Origin of the sequence: Tatumella morbirosei (assembly GCF_000757425.2) — a bacterium.
GTDB lineage: Bacteria > Pseudomonadota > Gammaproteobacteria > Enterobacterales > Enterobacteriaceae > Tatumella > Tatumella morbirosei.
The window spans coordinates 291,415-310,892 of the sequence record NZ_JPKR02000003.1; the positions used below are offsets into that span (position 1 = coordinate 291,415).

Annotated in this window: 17 protein-coding genes and 2 pseudogenes; 11 read left to right on the top strand and 8 right to left on the bottom strand. The window is 47.0% G+C overall.

Annotated elements, in window-relative coordinates:
- Positions 1–3 precede the first annotated feature (3 nt).
- From HA49_RS04240 to HA49_RS04255, 4 genes are all read right to left on the bottom strand, one after another.
- Entirely contained in the window at positions 4–1,431 is a 1,428-nt protein-coding gene (locus HA49_RS04240; RefSeq protein ID WP_038020681.1) for an efflux transporter outer membrane subunit, read from the bottom strand.
- A 1-nt stretch (position 1,432) separates the two neighbouring features.
- Positions 1,433–4,591, bottom strand: coding sequence for an efflux RND transporter permease subunit (locus tag HA49_RS04245; protein WP_038020682.1), 3,159 nt, complete (start codon positions 4,589–4,591; stop codon positions 1,433–1,435).
- Positions 4,592–4,593: 2 nt separating this feature from the next.
- Positions 4,594–5,742, bottom strand: coding sequence for an efflux RND transporter periplasmic adaptor subunit (locus HA49_RS04250; protein WP_038020683.1), 1,149 nt, complete (start codon positions 5,740–5,742; stop codon positions 4,594–4,596).
- A 292-nt stretch (positions 5,743–6,034) separates the two neighbouring features.
- Positions 6,035–7,147 carry an ABC transporter substrate-binding protein gene (locus HA49_RS04255; RefSeq protein WP_084706365.1) on the bottom strand — a complete coding sequence of 371 codons (1,113 nt, stop codon included), beginning with the start codon at positions 7,145–7,147 and terminating at the stop codon, positions 6,035–6,037.
- Positions 7,148–7,414: 267 nt separating this feature from the next.
- Between HA49_RS04255 and HA49_RS04260 the strand changes: the two genes are divergently transcribed.
- From HA49_RS04260 to HA49_RS04290, 8 genes and pseudogenes are all read left to right on the top strand, one after another.
- Positions 7,415–8,332 (top strand): LysR family transcriptional regulator, encoded by a 918-nt coding sequence (locus HA49_RS04260; RefSeq protein ID WP_038020684.1) that lies wholly within the window; start codon positions 7,415–7,417, stop codon positions 8,330–8,332.
- Positions 8,333–8,581: 249 nt separating this feature from the next.
- Positions 8,582–8,902 (top strand): DUF485 domain-containing protein, encoded by a 321-nt coding sequence (locus tag HA49_RS04265; protein ID WP_038020685.1) that lies wholly within the window; start codon positions 8,582–8,584, stop codon positions 8,900–8,902.
- 6 nt (positions 8,903–8,908) lie between these two features.
- The gene (locus tag HA49_RS04270) at positions 8,909–10,750 is read left to right on the top strand and encodes a solute symporter family protein (protein WP_038020686.1); all 1,842 of its coding nucleotides are present in this window, start codon (positions 8,909–8,911) and stop codon (positions 10,748–10,750) included.
- 16 nt (positions 10,751–10,766) lie between these two features.
- On the top strand, positions 10,767–11,804 hold the full coding sequence (locus HA49_RS04275) for a carbon-nitrogen hydrolase family protein (protein ID WP_046791670.1): 1,038 nt from the start codon (positions 10,767–10,769) through the stop codon (positions 11,802–11,804).
- A 510-nt stretch (positions 11,805–12,314) separates the two neighbouring features.
- Entirely contained in the window at positions 12,315–12,773 is a 459-nt protein-coding gene (locus HA49_RS04280) for an STM2901 family protein (protein WP_038020687.1), read from the top strand.
- Positions 12,767–13,099, top strand: a complete 333-nt coding sequence (locus HA49_RS04285) for a DUF1493 family protein (RefSeq protein WP_046791671.1) — start codon at positions 12,767–12,769, stop codon at positions 13,097–13,099. Before HA49_RS04280 ends, HA49_RS04285 begins: the two co-directional genes overlap by 7 nt.
- Positions 13,100–13,208: 109 nt before the next feature.
- Positions 13,209–13,316: pseudogene (locus HA49_RS22045) on the top strand (STM2901 family protein); the annotation flags it as partial.
- On the top strand, positions 13,310–13,612 hold the full coding sequence (locus HA49_RS04290) for a DUF1493 family protein (protein WP_038020688.1): 303 nt from the start codon (positions 13,310–13,312) through the stop codon (positions 13,610–13,612). The pseudogene HA49_RS22045 and the gene HA49_RS04290, both read left to right, overlap by 7 nt.
- Positions 13,613–13,737: 125 nt before the next feature.
- Here HA49_RS04290 and HA49_RS21735 read toward each other — a convergent pair whose 3' ends face one another.
- The 4 genes and pseudogenes from HA49_RS21735 to HA49_RS04305 form a co-directional block, all read right to left on the bottom strand.
- Positions 13,738–13,983: a hypothetical protein gene (locus HA49_RS21735; RefSeq protein WP_072055911.1), complete on the bottom strand. Its 246-nt coding sequence runs from the start codon at positions 13,981–13,983 to the stop codon at positions 13,738–13,740.
- Positions 13,984–14,007: 24 nt separating this feature from the next.
- Positions 14,008–14,163: pseudogene (locus HA49_RS22050) on the bottom strand (hypothetical protein); the annotation flags it as partial.
- Between the two features lie 321 nt (positions 14,164–14,484).
- Positions 14,485–16,545, bottom strand: a complete 2,061-nt coding sequence (locus tag HA49_RS04300) for a TonB-dependent copper receptor (RefSeq protein WP_038020689.1) — start codon at positions 16,543–16,545, stop codon at positions 14,485–14,487.
- Positions 16,546–16,724: 179 nt separating this feature from the next.
- The gene (locus tag HA49_RS04305; RefSeq protein ID WP_245610151.1) at positions 16,725–17,252 is read right to left on the bottom strand and encodes a DUF2946 domain-containing protein; all 528 of its coding nucleotides are present in this window, start codon (positions 17,250–17,252) and stop codon (positions 16,725–16,727) included.
- Between the two features lie 507 nt (positions 17,253–17,759).
- On the opposite strand from HA49_RS04305, the gene HA49_RS04310 reads away from it, so the two are divergent.
- The 3 genes from HA49_RS04310 to HA49_RS04320 all read left to right on the top strand — a co-directional run bounded on the left by HA49_RS04310 (position 17,760) and on the right by HA49_RS04320 (position 19,472).
- The gene (locus tag HA49_RS04310) at positions 17,760–18,218 is read left to right on the top strand and encodes an STM2901 family protein (protein ID WP_038020690.1); all 459 of its coding nucleotides are present in this window, start codon (positions 17,760–17,762) and stop codon (positions 18,216–18,218) included.
- A complete protein-coding gene (locus HA49_RS04315) occupies positions 18,212–18,505 on the top strand; it encodes a DUF1493 family protein (protein WP_038020691.1) in 294 nt (97 codons plus the stop codon). Before HA49_RS04310 ends, HA49_RS04315 begins: the two co-directional genes overlap by 7 nt.
- A gap of 292 nt (positions 18,506–18,797) precedes the next feature.
- On the top strand, positions 18,798–19,472 hold the full coding sequence (locus HA49_RS04320) for a hypothetical protein (protein WP_245610152.1): 675 nt from the start codon (positions 18,798–18,800) through the stop codon (positions 19,470–19,472).
- Positions 19,473–19,478 lie beyond the last annotated feature (6 nt).

A 19,478-nucleotide genomic window follows, 5' to 3' on the forward strand; every position in this document is an offset into this window, starting at 1 on the left:
CATTTACTGCTTAATTTGCGACTCTTTTAGATCAGAACCACCACCCATTACTTTATATAAAGTCATCAGGTTAACGTAATAGGCCTCCTGAGTGGTGACCAGACTGGTCCGTGCCGTATACAGCGTACGCTGTGCGGTTAATGCATTCAGGTAAGTATCAATCCCGTTACGATAACGTAAATCGGCAAGGTGATAATAGGTCTGAGAGGCGGACACATTTTTCCGTTGACGATCTAACTGCTCATCAATGGTTCCGCGTCGGGCCAGAGCATCAGCCACTTCTGAAAATGCAGTCTGAATAGTTTTCTCATAGGTGGCCACGTACAACTCTTTTTCAGCCTTGGTATATTTCAGGTAAGAGACATTATACCCGCCACTGAAGATGGGCAGAGATACCGAGGGGGCAAATGACCAGATCCCTGCGCCATTTTTAAACAATGAACTCAGTTCAGAACTACCAACACCTCCACTGGCGGTAAGAGAGATGGAAGGGAAGAAGTTCGCCCTGGCCGCACCGATACTGGCATTTGCGGATCTAAGGTTATGTTCTGCTTCCAGAACATCCGGACGATTCTCCAGTACTTCAGAGGTAATTCCACCGGCAACGTCCCGCAATGCCTGACCTATCGACTCAATATCCTTAGGCAACAGTGTTTCCGGTACGCTTTGTCCCACCACCAGGTCCAGGGCATTTTTGTCCTGAGCCACCTCTGTGGTGTAACTGGCCACATCGGCCGCTGCAGACTGGTAGGTGGTTTCTGCGGCAGAAACATCCACCATCGATGCGGTACCGTGCTCCAGCTGTTTTTTCGTCACTTCCCATGACTGACGGGCACTTTCGGCAGTTTGTCTGGCAATCTCAAGATTACTACGATCTGCTGCCAGCACCAGCCAGTAGTAGACGGTGTTATACAAAACCGTCAGTCGTGTACTGCGGGCGCCTTCCAGGGTACCTAAATACGTCTCATACTGTTCACGGGTCAGGCTCTGGTTTTTACCAAACAGATCCAGTTCAAAGGAACTTATGCTTCCTTCAGCACTATAACTGTTGGTGAGGGCAGTCTGGTTGCCTTCACCGGTTAATGCCCGTGATCTTGTGCCGCTTAGGCCGGCCGTCACTGTCGGGAACAGATAAGAACGTTCTTCACCGTACTGTGCGTGGGCTGCTTTTACACTCGCGACCGCTTCCCGTAAGTCACGGCTGCTGTTAAGAGACATAGCAACCACCTGGCGCAACTGATCATTCAGTATATAATCTCGCCAGGCCAGGGAGCGGTAGTTATTGGTACTGGTATCCTGCAGTGTTTTATACGCATCACCGGCCGGCATTTTGTTGCTGACTGCTCCGGCAGGACGATCATAGTGCGGATCCAGAGAAACACACCCAACCAGAAAGCAGGGTAAAAATAGCATTAAGGCTTTTGCTGACATGTCATTCTCCTGCCTTATCAACAGCGGCTTGTGGTTCGTCATCATGCGGAAGGCCCGGAAAACGGCGACGCACTAAAACAAAGAACAGTGGCACAAAAAAGATGGCCAGTAATGTTGCCGTAATGGTTCCGCCGATGATGCCAGTACCAATTTCGATTCGGCTGTTAGCGCCAGCTCCGGAAGAAATCGCCAGTGGGAATACCCCGGCGGTAAATGCCAGCGATGTCATAATGATCGGTCGCAGACGCATCACAGCGGCATGAACAGCGGCTTTTACCAGTCCTTCGCCTTTCTGGTAATTCTCTTCGGCAAACTCGACGATCAGAATGGCGTTTTTGGCAGACAGTCCGATGATAGTCAGTAACGCAACCTGGAAGTAAACGTCATTTTCCAGACCACGAAGGGTTACCGACAGTAACGAGCCAAGTACTCCCAACGGGACAACCAACATGACTGAGAAGGAAATCGCCCAGCTTTCATACAGTGCTGCCAGGCACAGAAACACCACAATCAGTGAAATGGCATACAATGACATCGCCTGACCACCGGAAAGTTTCTCCTGATAGGACAATCCGCTCCATGAGAAAGTCGCGCCGGAAGGCAGTTTCGCCGCAAGTTTTTCCATGGCATTCATTGCTTCGCCGGAGCTTTGACCTGCAGCCGCAGACCCATCAATTTCATAAGAGGAGAGGCCGTTATAGCGAGACAGAACATCCGGACCATAGGTCCAGCGAGAACTGGAGAAGGCTGAGAATGGCACCATAGTGGAATTGCCGGAACTATCTTCACCCCGTACGTACCAGCTGTCGATATCTTCAGGTTTGCTCCGGTACTGTTCATCGCCCTGCATATAGACTTTCTTAACACGGCCTCGGTCAACGAAGTCATTGACATAAGCACCACCGATAGCATCGCCCAGCGTGGTATTGATATCACTAATTGTCAGCCCCAGTGCCTGTGCTTTCTGGTCATCAATATCTACCTGTAACTGAGGTAAGTCGGGCAGGGTGTTAGCACGTACCGAGCTCATTGCAGGATCTTTATTGGCTTCAGCAATCAGCTGATTACGCCAGGCCAGTAACTGTTCACGGCTGGTTGCTCCGCGTCCCTGGAGTTCGAAAGTAAAGCCGTCAGACTGGCCAAGGCCCGATACAGACGGCGGTGTCAGAACGAAAATCTGTGCATCACGAATAGAAGAGAGGTTTGCCATAGCCCTGGCAGCAATGGCATTCGCGGTATTCGCGGCACCCGGGCGATCGCTCCAGTTTTTAAGAGCGATAAATCCGATACCGGCATTCTGACCACTGCCTGCGAAACTGAAACCATTGACCAGCATGCTGACGTTAACGTTATTTTTTTCCTTGGTGGCGAAGTACTGCTGCACCTGGCGACGAACTTCAGAGGTACGGTTATCCGTGGCTCCCGGTGCCAGCTGGTACTGCACCATAATATAACCCTGATCTTCGGTCGGCAGAAAGCTGGTTGGCAGACGGGTATATAAGACAGCACATCCAATCACCAGTACGCCATAGACCAGCATATAACGCCATTTACCGGCGATGACACGACCAACACCATTCTGATAGCGCGCCTGAACCTTATCGTAACTCCGGTTAAACCAGCCAAAAAAGCCTTTCGAGCTGCTTTCATGGTTATGAGGTTTAAGAATAGTGGCACACAGCGCAGGGGTCAGGGTCAGAGCCACAATGACCGAAAGCACCATTGAAGAGACGATAGTGATAGAAAACTGACGGTAAATAACTCCGGTAGAACCACTGAAGAAGGTCATTGGCAGGAATACCGCCGACAATACCATCGCAATCCCTATCAATGCGCCGGTGATTTCTTTCATCGATTTTTGGGTAGCTTTCCGGGGGGACAGTCCTTCTTCGCGCATCACACGCTCAACGTTTTCGACTACCACGATGGCATCATCCACCAACAGCCCGATGGCCAGAACTACCCCGAACATCGTCAAGGTATTGATGGAATAGCCAAATACGGCTAATACGCCAAACGTGCCGAGTAAAACAACCGGTACCGCGATAGCAGGGATTAAGGTGGTGCGGATGTTTTGCAGGAAAACAAACATCACGATAATCACCAGAATAATCGCCTCAACCAGGGTTTTGACCACTTCTTCGATGGAGATTTTGACGAAATCGGTACTGTCCATCGGATAAGCGACTTCATATCCTGCCGGCATGCTACTGCGGAAGGTTTCAACTGCCGCTTTAACTTTCTCTGCGGTGGTCAGGGCATTGGCTCCGGACGCAAGCTGAACCGCCATCCCTGAGGCCGGATGGCCGTTAGCCAGTACATTGGCACTGTAATCTTCATCGCCCATTTCGACGCGAGCCACATCACTCAGATGAACCAGAGACCCGTCAGTCTTGCTTTTCAGCACAATGTTACGGAACTGCTCCGGGGTTTGTAACCGGGAACGCGACTGAACAGTAGCCACTAATTGCTGCTCTTTACTGGCAGGGAGTGAACCCAACTGCCCGGAAGAGACCTGAGTGTTCTGAGCTTCCAGCGCAGTCGCCACATCTGAGGGCATCAGAGAATATGAAGCCAGTTTGACCGGGTCGAGCCAGATGCGCATGGCATATTCACCACCAAACACCTGCACCGTTCCCACACCAGGTACACGGGCCAGTGTATCTTCCATATTACTGACCAGATAATCGGAAATATCAGAAGAGGTGCTTTTATCGGTTTTATCGTACAGAGCAAGAACCAACAGGAAGTCACTCTGGGCTTTTTCAACGGTCACACCCTGGTCGGTTACTGCAGTTGGCAGGCGGCTTTCAGCTTGCTGTACTTTGTTCTGTACCTGAACCTGGGCGATATCCGGGTCTGTTCCCTGCTGGAAAGTGACCTGAATTTCAACCTGCCCGGTTGAGGCTGTACTGGTGGAGCTAAAATAGAGCAACCCATCCAGCCCGGTTAATTGTTGTTCAATGACCTGAGTCACACTGCTTTCCAGTGTTGCAGCGGAGGCACCGGTATAGGTTGCCTGAATTCTGATCTGAGGTGGAGCAACATCCGGATACTGGGCAATCGGCAGATTATTGATGCTCATTACCCCGAACATCATAATGCAGACTGCGATGACCCACGCAAAAACGGGGCGGCGAATAAAAAACTGAGCCAGCATAATCAGTGGTCTCCGCTTGTCGCAGTGGTGGTATCTGGGTTCACTTCAACCGGTTTTACGGTCATTCCTGCCTGAACCTTTGCCGTACCCTGTACGATCAACCGATCCCCGTTCTGCAGTCCGCTGTTAATCAGCCACTTATTGCCAATGACCTGAGTGGTTGAAACAGTGCGGTTCTCCACTTTATTGTCTGCATCTACGACCAGCGCGGTGGCATCACCTTTGGCATCCCGGGTGATACCTTGCTGTGGCGCCAGGATGGCGTCCGTTTTAACGCCATTAGTCACACTGGCTCGCACATACATACCAGGTAACAGGATATGCTGAGGGTTGGGGAAAATAGCCCGCATGGTGACACTACCGGTGGATTCATCAACCGCAATCTCGGTCAGTTCCAGCTTTCCGGTCTGATTATAGGTCGAACCATCTTCCAGCTTCAGGGTGACCGGAACCGTATCTGTTTCCTGCTTGAGAGAACTTTTCTGTTGACGTAATTTCAGCAATTGCATGCTGGACTGGGTCAGGTCGACATAAACCGGGTCGAGGGTACGGATGGTCGCCAACGCAGTGGACTGGCTGGCAGTCACCAGAGCCCCTGGTGTTACCGATGAGATACCAATCCGGCCGCTGATTGGCGCGGTAACCCGCGTATAGTTCAGATTAATACGGGCACTTTCTACCGCCGCCCGGTACTGCTCAACGGAAGCCACATTTTGCAGGTAAGTGGCCTCGGCGTCATCAGCATCCTGTTTCGAAACACCGTTTTCTTTCACCAGTGCGGCATAGCGTTGCGCTTTTAATTTGCTACTTTTGACCACGGCCTGTGCATATTTTAATTCGGCCACGGCCTGATCATAAGTGGCCTGATAGGTTGCCGGGTCAATCTGGTAAAGCACCTGACCGGCCTTAACATCATCACCTTCGGTAAACAGCCGCTTTTGGATTATCCCTCCGACCTGAGGGATAACGGCTGAAACCATGGTACCAGTCACCCGGCCGGTAACATCACTATTAATATCCACAGGTTGCGTATGCAAAGTAGTTACGCCGACTTCAGTAATAGCTGCGGTATTCTGAGTAGTGCTACTCTGGTCGCAACCGGCACACAATAATACCAGCCCTGCGATAACACTGCGCTGAATTGACTTCATGATTAATCCTGTAGTGAACGTTCATTCCCACTGGGCAGATTAACAAATCAACACATCTCTGTATGTCAGGAATATGAAAAAGAACCCATAAAATTCAGCGAATAGTGCAAAGAACAGAGTGACCCATCGTCCCGAAAGTGCCAGCAGACCGGCAATAAACACTAAGCTATCAGTGCAGGTATTGGCTATGAAATAAAATAAATCAATGATAACTATAGGTTTTAATTGGTGTTTTTGGTGGGCAGTAGAGGGGGATCTGCCCCCACCCGGGCAAACGTGATGGTAATAATGATCAGTTGGTTGTCCAGTAGGTACCGTTTTCGGGTAGCGCTAAAAATTGCTGATTCATCTCCTGTAAGGTGTGGGTGGGAGAAACATCCTGAAATAATGACGGATGAAAGGTGACGGCAAACTGTTCAACGGCCAGCAAATGCCAGGGGCTCATATAGAAGTTCTGCCACAATGCCAGGGCATGATGGTTCTGAACTGCAGGCAGCAGGGCGAGTGTGGTGTTTTTGCTCAGCGCCACAGCAAAGGAAGCTTGTGCCTGTTGGGGCGTTACATCGGGCCCCAGTTGTAGCTGATCCGGATGATCCGGTCCGGACGAACCTGTCGCTATATAGATGTCTGGTTTTTCCACCAGCAAAGTTTCCGGGCTGATTTTTCCAAATACCGACGGGAAATGGCCGGCGGCGATATTGTCTCCCCCCGCGAAGGCCATCATATCCGCCAGGTTACCCTGAGCTACAGTGGTACAACAGTCTCTGTTACGATCCAGATGCAGTTGCAAAAACACCCGGGGTTTATGGCCGTGCCAGCCGGCCAGACGGTCATGAATCAGCTGCATATGCTGCTGATAAAACTTAATAAAACGTTCTGCTTTTGGCTGGTCATCCAGTGCCTCTCCCAGAGTTTGCAGGCTGTTGACAGTATTTGCCAAGGGTTTAACACGGAAGTCGAGAAAAATCACAGGGATATGTGCCGCAGTCAGTTGTGCTAATAACGATGAACTGTCCGGGGGCATTCGTGCATACACAGGCAGAATGACCAGATCAGGTTTGAGTGAAATGATCTTTTCACTGTTAAGCTGTGAAAAATTAGAATTTCCAATCAGCGGAATATCTGCGATTTCCGGCCAGGCCTGCACATAGCGCTGCCAGGTCTGATGGTCAAGATTACGTAAATCTACCGGCCAGCCAACCACCCGTTTTGCCGGATTTCCTTCTTCAACCAGAGCCAGGGTATAGAGCATACGGCTCTCACCCAGCACAATTCGTTGTGGGTTATCGGGGATAGTCACCTGCCGCTGCAGACTATCGGTGACAACCTTGCTCTGCGCGATAAAGGGCGTAATCAGCAGCACCGTGGCGGCAAGCAGATTTTTTCTGAAAACTGACATCAGCATAATGGATTCCGGAATAACGGGGGCAACAGTATCAGGAATAACATGGATGAAAACAATAGAGAAATGCGTCCCATTCTCCTTTGTATTGCCATCGGCATCTGCTATGTCCTCAGTTTTAGCAGCATAAAGAGCAATGACCTGGTATCTTGCAGGTCTGAGATGCATGTGGTAAGAAAAATGCTTTACGCGTAAAACACGTAACTAGTTATTATTTTCCGAAAATTCAAACAACAAACAAAGACTCATCTCCTCAAAGGACCCTGAAAAGTGCAGCCATCGACGCTTAACTGGAATGATTTACGGATTTTTTTAGAAGTCTATCGTGCTGGAAGTTTATCCGGAGCAGCCAGGCATTTAAGGATCGATGTTTCTACCGTAAGTCGCCGGATTGCAGGTCTGGAGAGGTCACTATCCGCGCCGGTATTTGAACGCCATCCATCCGGATTAAAACTAACATTCAAAGGAAAGGAAATACTAACCAGTGTCGAAGCGATGGAATCACAGCTTCTGGCAACCGCCAGTTCCGGAGTGGCATCCTTAAATCAGCACCTAAAGGGGGAAGTCAGGATTGGTACTATGGAAGGTATAGCTTCTTTTTACCTGGCAAAAAAGCTCGCTGACTTTAGTCATCAATATCCTGAGTTGCATGTTGAGCTGATTACTTCGCCTCATCAGGTTCATGTTAATCGACGTGAAGCAGATGTATTTTTAAGTTTTTATCCTTATGAAGCGAAAGGGCTGGATATCATGCCTGTGGGTAAATTCAGATTGTATTTATATGCCTCTGGTGAATACATCCGCAATCACGGTATTCCTGCAAATAAAGAACAACTAAAACTGCATAAATTTGTCAGTTATATTGATGATTTAATTGAACTTGATACTGTACGCTGGCTGGATGAAATCATTACTGATCCACAAGTAGTATTCAGTTCAAGTAGCATGATTGCTCAGATGTTTGCTGCCAGCGGAGGATGTGGCCTGGTAATGTTACCTGACTTTATGCATGCAGAACGTTATGGCATGCAGAAAGTATTGGATCAAACGCTATTTAGTGAACGTGTCATCTGGCTTTCTGTACATAAAGAGTTGCGTTTTTTGCCTAAAATTAAAACCGTTATCCATTTTCTGGTGGAATCTTTCAGGCAGGACTACCCAAATCCGCCAGGTATTACTATCGTCTGATTCTCTTATGCACCTCCGGGGTGCATATATATGTTGTCCTTATCGGTAAGTAGCTGTTCAATTAGCTTATCATTTCAGACCATCTTCCCCTCGTGTTCACTATTCATTTCTCCCACTGCCTCCTTTAATCATTTATTCACCAAAATAGTGCGAATTTTCCTTTGCAAAAATGCAATGCCTTATGCGAAATCGCAACTTTTTAGCCCTAAAAAGCTCTGTTAATGTTCAAAAATTACCAAAGGGGGGGATATGAATGACGTCATGGGCAGCAAAAAATTATCAGTGAATGATATCTATAACAGCCAACAATACCGACGGTATTCACGGCATAAACTCATCGTTATCTGGACATTAATTGGAATTACTTTGGGGTTCTACTTTTCTGTCCCGGTACTTAATTTTCTGGCTCCCGGGATGATGAACTACCGGGTTACAGGTTCCCTAAATATCGGTCTGATTTGGGTAATTATGCAATATCCACTAGGCGGATTGATTGCCTGTTATTACGTAAAAAAAATGAGGCTACTGGATAATCACCAGTGGCCTGAATCACTCACTGACAGGTCGTGATTTTAAATGAAAGCTAAAACTATTTTATTGTCAGTTCTGCCTGCGGTCATTGCCTTTCCGGCATATGCAGCAGATAACGCTCTGGTGGATAACAGTCATAAAGGAATAACTTTTACTATATTCGCTGTTTTATTTCTTTTTTCACTGTCGGTGACCTGGTTGGCGTCCAAAAAGAATGCCACTGCCGGGGATTTTTATACTGCCGGTGGTGGTATCGGACCTGTTCAGAACGGGCTGGCTATTGCCGGAGATTACCTCTCGGCCGCCGCATTTCTTGGTGTTTCCGGATTGATAGCGCTGTATGGTTTTGACGGAGTCAGTTATATCGTCGGCTTTTTTATTGCTTTTATTCCGGTACTTATTCTTGTCGCAGAACCCTGCCGACATCTTGGGAAGTTTACACTTGGTGATGTGCTGGCCTGGAGAAATTCGTTCAGATCCACCAAGACAGTCGCTGCGTTTTCCAGCGTGATTGTTGCTTTGTTTTATATGGTTCCTCAGATTGCCGGCGGAGCAGTGATAGTCAGGGCTCTCATTGGGATTCCCTATGAAATTTCCGTCGTCGCAGTTGGATTACTGATGATGATTTACGTTGCGTTTGGGGGCATGCGCGCTACCACCACCGTGCAGGTGACTAAAGCAATATTACTTATCAGCTGTTGCTTTGTATTAGTGATACTGTCATGGCTACCATTTGGTTTTAATGGTGTCAGCTTTATTAACCATATCACCAGCGATCCCCGAATTCAGCATTACGTTTTATCCTTGTTTCATAATTCATCAATGACCCCGCAACAGGCCGGACAGCGTTTTCTGGAGCCGGGCTTATACCTGAAAAAACCGGTAGAGCAAATCTCACTGGGGTTAGCATTAGTACTGGGTACTGCTGCAATGCCACATGTACTAATGCGATTTTTTGCAGTGCGCAGTGCGAATGATGCCAGAAAGTCGGTGCTATGGAGCATGTTATTTATTGGTGTTTGCCATCTGTTTATTGTGATTATTGGTTTTGCCTGTGCGCATTTTCTGGGCGCAGAAGCTATAAGGCACGCGGAAAAAGGTGGAAATCTCGCGGCACCTTTACTTGCACAATATCTCGGCGGAGGGCCCGACAGTCTGGGCGGAAACTTCCTGTTAGCGCTGGTTTCAGCAATTTCATTCGCGACAATTGTTGCAGTCGTTGCAGGTTTGACTTTGGCTGCCGCATCGGCAATGGCACATGATGTTTATGTGGGAGTCATCAGGAATGAAAAAGCATCAGAAAAGGAGCAGGTTATCGCTGCCAGAATAGCCACGCTAATTATGGCTGTAGTCGCGGTTATCGCCGGCATTGCAGCCAAAGGTCAAAATGTGGCTTATCTTGTGGGGCTGGGATATGCCGTTGCAGCCTCTGCTAATTTACCGGCACTGATCCTGTCACTCTACTGGCGACGTTGTAATACCGCAGGCGTGGTAGCTGGCGTTGTGGGTGGCACTATATTGTCAATCGCCCTGGTGTTGGTGTCTCCAGGAATGAATTATCCACAGTTACAAAAACAACAATTGGTGAGTCAGCTCAGTTTGCTTGATAACCAGCAGAATCCTCCTGCAAAAAATCTGCAATTGCGTACTGAGTTGCAACATAAAATTGACGAAATTCCTGAAAACGCTACCAGCATTATTGGCCTGAAGAAACCACTTACTTCGTTAATTAATCCGGGAATTATCACCATACCTGCCGGATTTTTACTGGTAATCGTTTTTTCTCTGCTGTTCCGGGATGAACGTGCTCTTAACTTATGGCCTGAGCTCGCTGTTCGCAGGGACTTAGGAAGTCACATCCCGTCAGTCACTATTAATAATCGTTAATATCCTTGAGGAAAAAATGCAATTACCTACTGTTAAAGTTGCGTCTGTTCATGCCGCTCCCGTTTACATGAACGCCCGGGCCACACTTGAAAAAGCATTAACTCTGATAGCGGAAGCCAAAGCAAATGGTGCTGAACTGGTGGTTTTTCCGGAATCATTTATCCCTGGATTTCCAGTGTGGGCTGCGCTTTGGGGACCAATTTATAACCATCAATGGTTTCGGATGATGGCAGAAAATAGTTTGCTGATCGATGGCCCTGAAATTCAGGCGTTGTGCAGTGCGGCAGCCCGCCATGAGTTACTCGTGTGTGTCGGGTTTAGTGAGCGTAGCCCCGTTAGTGTCGGATGTTTATGGAACTCATCGGTGCTGATCGATCAGACCGGAAAAATCATTAACCATCACCGTAAACTGGTTCCTACTTTCTACGAGAAGATGGTGTGGTCATCTGGAGATGGTGCGGGACTCAACGTGTGTGATACACAAATAGGTAAGATAGGGGGGCTAATTTGTGGTGAGAACACCAACCCGTTGGCTCGTTATTCTTTGATGGCTCAGGGCGAACAAATTCACATATCGCAATGGCCTTCTGTCTGGCCAACAAGGAAGCCAACCGCAGGAGGAAATTTTGATAATCTGGCGGCTAACCGTATTCGTGCCGGCGCACATTCCTTTGAAGCTAAATGCTTTGGTATTATGAGTGCTTCATTAATGGACGAAGGAATGATAAGGATGCTGACAGATTTCGACAGCACTGTTAATGAAATTCTGGAGAATACCCCCCAGGCGGTAACAATGTTTGTCGACCCGACAGGCACCCAAATCGGAGACATGTTACAGCATGATGAAGGTATAGCTTATGCGACTTTTGAGCTGGCTCAAATCATTGAACTTAAACAACTGCATGATGTTGTTGGCTATTATAATCGGTTTGATGTATTCAGCCTGAACGTTGACAGGCGACGTCTGGTTCCGGCAACCTTTACAGAACCCACGTCATTCGACAATAGTCATTCGGTCATTGTCAGTAATAGCATTGAAGAAAACGGAGTTTAACCTGTCTTTCTGCTAACTTGTTGTCTGATTAGTGGCTGCACAGTCGAAATGCAGTCACTATCACTGACTCTGGTAGCAGTTAGTCTTACTGCCATTATCGCCTTCCATTGAGACAAAGTTTTTCAACCCTCTCACCAGAAAACTGACCGGTTCATCGGGATGATTTAGATCCCGGCACAAACGATATGTCACGTCGTGACCTGATGACGCCATAAAGGATAGGTAGCTTTAAATTTAAAGGGGAGGGGTAACGATAACTATGGCGCGTGTTTTATTCATATGATTAACCTGCTAACGGATACAATACTGTAGTTAACTCAGAAAATTACAGTGTGATTTTCGCTTCAGAGAAAATCATTACAGACCTTATCTCATATCACTGGTACGATATAAGTCTCTTTGATGGCACCGTTTACGTACCTATTTTTGACTGAAATAAAGTGCTATAACAACTCTGGGTATTAGGTGACAAAAAAGGACATAAAGTTTTTTTAATCAGGAGATTACAGTATGGATACTGTCGAGGAACTTAATAACACGTATTTTTATGCAGGTCGTTCAAACCTGACTGCCAGTCAGTTGCTGTTTATGATTTTCTGCGAAAACACAGCCAATCAGCTGGGTGTGCAGGATTTTGGGGCGATAGCGTCTATCGTGGCTGGTCTGAATATATTGCCTACACGCACAAAACCACGCGATGCCATTGAGGGTACTTCATTAGCATCCCGAGGCTCTCGTAAAATCTTTGGTACGACTAAATTTCCCGGGGGAATTCGGTTGCCATCGGTGATAGGTGGATATCCACCATCAACATTGAAAATAAAAATGGTGGCAAAAATTAGCGCGTTTACAGGTCGTGCTATACCTGTTGTTGGATGGATTATTTTGGCTTCTGATGTGCAGCAGATTGCATATCGTACAGTCAGAGATTACAACCGCATTGCCAGGGGAAGTGACAAAATATGGTAATTAATACTCTTGAACAGAGAATTTATGAACTGGTGAGAAGTCATGATGGCATTTATCTTTTTAAGAAAAAAAACCTGACACCGACAACGGATTTGGATTCAGATCTACGGCTGGAAGATGATGAAGCACTGGCGCTGATGGATGAATTTTTCATGACGTTTAAGGTAGACAGAGGAAACTTCTCCATATCAACATACTATCCGCCAGAACCAGCGCTCAGGGATCTGCTCAATCCGTTCTGTAAAAGCAATATTCCTCAGGTACCAGATTTTACTATCGGTATGCTTATTGAATCTGCCATCGCTGGCCGCTGGTTGTATGACTGATAAACACCGGGCGCTGATTTTGGCTCTCCGGCTTGTCAAGGCTAAGTTCATATGTCCGGGGCAGGGCAAAGTATAAATGTCCTCTAATACTCTGTAGTTTGCAGGAGTGATACCTGTATTAGGCTGGGTTATTCTGGCTGCTGATATTTCAGAGATCGCTTATCGTACTGTCAGGGATTACAACCGTATAGCAAGAGGAAACGATAAAATATGGTAGATGTAGATGCTGTCGAAAAGCGAGTTTACGAATTAGTCCAGCCCTGGAATGGCCGTTCGTGGCTGACATTTAAAATGCCTCATTTAAATCGTGACACCTCGCTGAACCATACAATGAACATGGACGAAGAAGAAGCTCAGGATTTGCTTGATGAGATTTTTACTGAGTTCAAGCTCAGGCATACCGATCTCAATTTCAGTATCTATTTTCCTGTGAAAAACCGCAAAGATGCAAAACCTCTAACCATCAATATGCTCATTGAATCTGCCATCGCTGGCCGCTGGTTGTTTGACTGACACACACCGGAGGGCTGATTTTGGCTCTTCGTCAAAATTGTCAAAGCTAAGTTCAAATGTCCTTCTGTCAGCAAGGCAGCTCATTGCTTCCATATTGGCAGCCATAAGCCCGTTAGTGGTTTCCTTTAACAGTACAGGACGGTCACTAACCAGCTTTTGCTTTGTTCATAGTAACCTGACAGGCGAGCAGCCAACTTATCACCGAGGGGAATGTTTAAATCGCCATAGGGATTGATAGTGGAATCGCTTCCGGTGCGCACGACGAGCATGCCTTTCATATCGGGGTTAGGTTGTTTAGATACCACGTTAATCAGGCTACCCAACGGTGCACCGATACCACCACCATACAATGCTGTAGTCCGGCCTTTCAAAATCTCAACACGTTCCGCACCAATAATACTATCGGGACCAATAGCCGCAGCGGTGCCACCAAATGCAGGGATACCATCGAGGTAGATTTCAGCAGAAAATCCACGTACCCACGGCTGAGCAAAAAGGACTTCGTCAGAATGTGTGGGCCTGACACCTGAAACGTTTTCCAGTACATCAATGTATGACTGGCTTGCTCATCCATCATTTTCCGGTTAATGACCTGAACTGACTGAGGGTTTTCAGTGATGGGAGTACTGGTTTTCGTAGCAGAAACACTCTCAGTTTCACCATAAGCACCTGGAGTGGCCACTACGGTGAGTGTCTGTTGTGAGTCATCGTTACTACTTTGTGTTGATTCACCAGCCAGGGCAGAACCGGTTAGCAGGCTGCTGATGGTGATTGCGAGTTGGCAACGCTTTAAAAATTCGTAGCCAGACATATTCTATTTCCTTATAACCCAGGAACATTCAACCGGCCCGATCGCTCAGGCCGGGAACTTATCAGAACGTCACGTTGACCTTCGCCCACCAGGTTCTGCCAGGTTCATTAACAACTGTATTGGCGGAATATCCAAAACTGCTGTTTCCAGCGAGATTAAGATGTTCGCTGTAGGCGGTATCAAAAAGGTTGTCCACACCGGCACTCACTTTTAGTTGTTTAGTCATCTGATAAGCCATGTTGGCGGAGAAGATGGCAAAGCCCTTGCTACTGCCAAAGTCTTTACCGACAACATTGCCTTCATTTTCAGCCAGGCGATGTTGTGCGCTGACCAGTCTGAGGAGGCCACCACTGCTCCAGTTACCTGATTCCCAGTTCAGCCCAAGACGAGCTTCGAGAGGAGGTATTTGCGGCAGGGGTTGGTGATTTGTGGTGTTCTGAGCCCATGAATAAGCAAGACTTGCATCAGTTTTCCAATGGTCACTAAGTTGAAAACTATACCCGGCTTCACCGCCCATTATCGTGGCATCCACATTATCGGCTTGGCTGATACTGATATCTGAAGGGTTGTAACGAAAGAGGATAAAATCGTTCACCCGGCCCAGATACGCAGAGACCCAGCCGGTAAAACGTTTATTGTTGTACTGTGCCCCAATATCCAGTTGAGTGGTTTTCTCCGTTTTAACGTTATCAAAGGCACTGCCACCGCCCGGGCCATAAGTGGGTGAAAACAGCTCCCAGTAATCCGGGAAACGTTCTGTGTAACCAACACCTGCATACAACATAAGCGGTAAATCACTCAGCGTGTGTTCGAACCGAATAAATCCTGCAGGCAGTGTGTCGCTACGGCTGCCTGCTCCGGTACTGGTATAATTGTCAACCAGAGTGCGATCCAGCCTCGCGCCACCAATGACCTTGCTTTTATCGCTGGCATACCAGGTCAGCTCAGTGAACAGGCCATAGTCATGAAAACGGGCATCTTTCACCCATTCCCTGTCATCTTTACTACGGTGGGTATTAAGCTGCGTATCGACACCACTCTGTAACTGGTAATCCTGCCACAACCAGGTTCCCATCATCCGACCACCTACCGTGCGGCGATCGAGCTGCATTGCCATCGGGGTGTCCATGTCCATGGAACTCCCTGACATATCCATTGATGAACTCATATCCATGCTACCTGATGCGGTACCCGGCGAACGCAGGCTGTAATTATCCATAATATGATTGGCATAGTTGTAGTAGGCGCTGGCTTCGAATTTGTCGAACACATCACCAATATTAGACTTTTCAAATCGCATACCAAGACTTTCGCGTTTGAACTGCGATCCGTCCATACTCCGCCCAGCGTAGCGTGCCTCTCCATTGCCTTTTCCCGCAGTTATTTCCAACAGCGTGTCCTTGTCCGGAGTCCAGCCCACGGCAACATCGTTATTCCACTTATTCCATTTCGACGGAACGCGATCACCATTACCGTCTTTATAATCGCTGGACCGGGACTTATTACCTGTGAAACGAATATAACCGTCCTCACTGCCCAGGCTGAGATCGGCATTTTCATCAAAGCGGTTGTTTGAAGCCGCCAGAATGCTTGCATTCCCTTTGATACCTGGCTCCTCAAACCGGGGAGGTTCCCGGTCAAAACGTAATGTGCCTGCAGAGTTACCGGGCCCCCATAACACAGTTTCCGGTCCTTTCACTAAAGTGAGTACGTCAAAATTTTCAGGTGAAATATACGAGGTGGGAGCATCCATTCGAGCCGGGCAGGCACCCAGCATCTCACTGTTGTTGGTCAGAATACGAAGGCGTGAACCAAACATGCCACGGAATACCGGATCGCCGTTAGTACCACCATTACGAATCTGCGAGAACCCGGGGATGGTCTTAAGGTAGTCAGAACCATCACTGGCTGGCACAGGTTGACGTGGCGTTTTGAGGTTAGTGAATATGGTTAGCGGTGATACTACAGGTGCGGTAACCGTCATTACGGGTTCTGACCCCTGCGTATTTTCCTGAACTTTATGTGGGGCAGATACTTCATCTGCCGATACTAATGCGGGTAAAGCACAGCCCAAAAAACCTGTCAGACTTATAGCCTGGAGAGGAAAGTATTTTATAGACATAAATTGTCCTGAATTAAATATAATAAGCCTATCCTCCGCGTATAGCAGAAGATAAAAAGGCTCTCACAGCTATTACTGCCTGTATTTTAAACCGGAGTATTTCACAGTTTATTTAGGGCAATAAAAGTCCTGCGCTGAACGCATTATAATTACGGAATTATTGTTGCTAAACGCTGATATTAAATAACAGTGGATGAGCAAAGAAAAAAGCAGCGGGGTGGTGCACGGGGCTGGGCAATACCCGGGAAAAACAGGATGAAAAATCGGATAACAAGAGGAGGAGGCGGTGCCAGTGAAACCTTAAACGTGAGCCAGACAATCGCAACGAATACCCACAGCATAAGGGGAAGGTGGATCAGCATGACACAATAACCGCAAGCCATATCATCCATCATGCCACCATCATGCATCATCATAGGCAGACCAGACGTAGTGTCTGAAGACTGTGACGATATGTGGGGTGTGTCTGCATCCGTGTGCATGCCATGCATGTCCATGTCGTCCATCACAGAATCATCGCTCATTGCCATCATGTGCATCTGATGTGAGTTTTCGGACGATGTGTGTTCTGCCTGTTCTTCTCGATTATCAATTCTACGATATTCCAGACTCTTCGATATAACCGGTGCAATAAACAGCAACAAAATCGCAAAAATAGCGAGCACTGCTGGTAGCTTATTTCGGGAAAATCGGATAAGTGAGAACAAATCTGAACATCCAGAACAGGTTAATCGAAGGACGTATTATAAATAAATTGAAATTAATTGTAATCAGATTTTTAAATTCGGACTAGAGAAATAAAACAATTGCCCACTAAATTAACAAATACTGACCTTTACAGTATTTGGTGGATGCTTTTAACCGTGAGGGAATGTTCATAGAAGTTGACCTGAATATTCCGGCTGAGCGAGTTATCAACGACTTGCTGCCAGCTCTGCATCCGGACATAAGATAGCAGGGGGCTTTAATACTTCGGCGTTGGGTAGGGCATTGTCGACGGCGGGCGGCTTTTGGCCTTCGCTTTGCGTACGGTACAGAGTAACTCCCGCTCCAGGATGATTTCGACGTTCCGAATTCTTACCGGTCACGCCAGATTCTGCCATCCTTACCTATGGTACAAATAATGAACGATTCCTAAAAAAGTGTTATAACAACTCTGGGTATTAGGTGCTCAAAAAAGGACATAACTCTGTTTCTAATCAGGAGATGACAGTATGGATACAGTCGAGGAACTTAATAACACGTATTTTTATGCAGGTCGTTCAAACCTGACTGCCAGTCAGTTGCTGTTTATGATTTTCTGCGAAAACACAGCCATTCAGCTGGGCGTGCAGGATTTTGGGGCGATTGTTTCTATCGTGGCTGGGTTGAATGTTTTGCCAGTAAGTGGAAAACTTGCTGGAGCAATACCTGATACATCTATTGCCTCAAAAGGGGCGCGTAGATTTTTTGGCAATGCTCGTTTCCCCAGACCTATCAGGCTTCCTTCCGTCATAGGTGGTTATCCACCGTCAATACTTAGAATCAAAATGGTAAACAGAATTGGCACTTTCGCTGGGAGAGCTGTTCCTGTAATAGGCTGGGTTATTCTGGCGTCAGATGTTTCACAAATCTCTTACAGAACGGTAAGAGATTACAACCGTATTGCCAGGGGAAGTGACAAAATATGGTAGATGCTACTGAAAAGCGAATTTATGAGCTTATTGAGCCATGGAATGGCATTACATGGTCAGCCTTGAGGGTAAAACCTTTAACCGGCGAAACATCATTGAATCATTCGATGAATATGGATCCCATGGAAGCAGCGGAGCTGTTGCTGGAAATATTTGAGATATTCAATCTTAACTTTGAAGACTTAAGCTTCCAGTCTTATTTCTCGAAACACCGTAAAGACGAAAAACCGTTAACCATCAACATGATTATCGAATCAGCTAAAGCTGGCCGCTGGTTGTATGACTGACACACACCTGAGGGCTGATTTTGGCTCTCCGCTACATTATTGATGGTAATAAAGAAATTGTGTTTGATTCGCGTGTGTCAGGTACAGATTTACCAACGATAAAGGGCGAGTGATGGGGTGATGAAGTCAGGCTGTTCATTTACTGCATTTGATTCTGGTTTGTCTGGAGAAACGGGTAACGTAGAATCATCGTCGATAGTAGCCAGTTGACGGTCAGTGTTAATGGTGATGTAGTGCTGAAAAAAGTGTTATATGATCCCTGCACATCTGATTGACCAGAAGGAATCTTTTTATGACAACAGGACTTGCAGCCAGAGAAGAACCCGGCCGTTATTATACCTTTCCGTCACGGTTGCCTCGGGGGGAATTTTTTGAAATCCGACCCCAAATCTTACCCCACAATGCAAAACCAATAACTGATGACGAAAGCGGAATGTGCATTGGTTATTCTGTTTCACAGGCTCCCGGTCTGTGGCGAATTTATGATACTGATGGCACTTTTGTCAGACTGGAAGAAGCCCCACTGGAATCGCCGCTGATTGATCCACTTGATATTGCTTTACTCGCAGCCGGTGTTTTTCGCATTTTTCTGGCAGGCAGGGCATTATTGCAAAGTGGGATCAGATCGGCTGTCACGGTAAAACTTAGTCAAAGTACCGTCTTTTTCTTACGAGGTCGGTTAAAAATGGGTTTGTCAGCCCGTAATCTTAAAATGACAGAAACCGCAGCAAAGCATATGTATAACCCTGGGCGCTATGTGCCTTTGCAGCTTCAGGAAAAAGCCATTCGCTATGGTAGACGTATGCCAGATCCACAGAAAAAACAGGGGGTTTTTCGCTATGAAACTGAAATGTATAGGCTTGTTGAGAACAAGCAGGCAAAAGGAACCTATTATTACAAAAAATATACTCTTGAAGTCCTTGTTCGGGAAAAGGATTGGACAATCAGCCATTTCAAATATTTTTAGGGGTAA

Excerpts from the sequence above, each read along its gene's own strand:
- HA49_RS04240 (WP_038020681.1), bottom strand. The coding sequence starts at position 1,431 with ATGTCAGCAAAAGCCTTAATGCTATTTTTACCCTGCTTTCTGGTTGGG.
- HA49_RS04245 (WP_038020682.1), bottom strand. The coding sequence starts at position 4,591 with ATGCTGGCTCAGTTTTTTATTCGCCGCCCCGTTTTTGCGTGGGTCATC.
- HA49_RS04250 (WP_038020683.1), bottom strand. The coding sequence starts at position 5,742 with ATGAAGTCAATTCAGCGCAGTGTTATCGCAGGGCTGGTATTATTGTGT.
- HA49_RS04255 (WP_084706365.1), bottom strand. The coding sequence starts at position 7,147 with ATGCTGATGTCAGTTTTCAGAAAAAATCTGCTTGCCGCCACGGTGCTG.
- HA49_RS04265 (WP_038020685.1), top strand. The coding sequence starts at position 8,582 with ATGAATGACGTCATGGGCAGCAAAAAATTATCAGTGAATGATATCTAT.
- HA49_RS04270 (WP_038020686.1), top strand. The coding sequence starts at position 8,909 with ATGAAAGCTAAAACTATTTTATTGTCAGTTCTGCCTGCGGTCATTGCC.
- HA49_RS04275 (WP_046791670.1), top strand. The coding sequence starts at position 10,767 with ATGCAATTACCTACTGTTAAAGTTGCGTCTGTTCATGCCGCTCCCGTT.
- HA49_RS04280 (WP_038020687.1), top strand. The coding sequence starts at position 12,315 with ATGGATACTGTCGAGGAACTTAATAACACGTATTTTTATGCAGGTCGT.
- HA49_RS04285 (WP_046791671.1), top strand. The coding sequence starts at position 12,767 with ATGGTAATTAATACTCTTGAACAGAGAATTTATGAACTGGTGAGAAGT.
- HA49_RS04290 (WP_038020688.1), top strand. The coding sequence starts at position 13,310 with ATGGTAGATGTAGATGCTGTCGAAAAGCGAGTTTACGAATTAGTCCAG.
- HA49_RS04300 (WP_038020689.1), bottom strand. The coding sequence starts at position 16,545 with ATGTCTATAAAATACTTTCCTCTCCAGGCTATAAGTCTGACAGGTTTT.
- HA49_RS04310 (WP_038020690.1), top strand. The coding sequence starts at position 17,760 with ATGGATACAGTCGAGGAACTTAATAACACGTATTTTTATGCAGGTCGT.
- HA49_RS04315 (WP_038020691.1), top strand. The coding sequence starts at position 18,212 with ATGGTAGATGCTACTGAAAAGCGAATTTATGAGCTTATTGAGCCATGG.
- HA49_RS04320 (WP_245610152.1), top strand. The coding sequence starts at position 18,798 with ATGACAACAGGACTTGCAGCCAGAGAAGAACCCGGCCGTTATTATACC.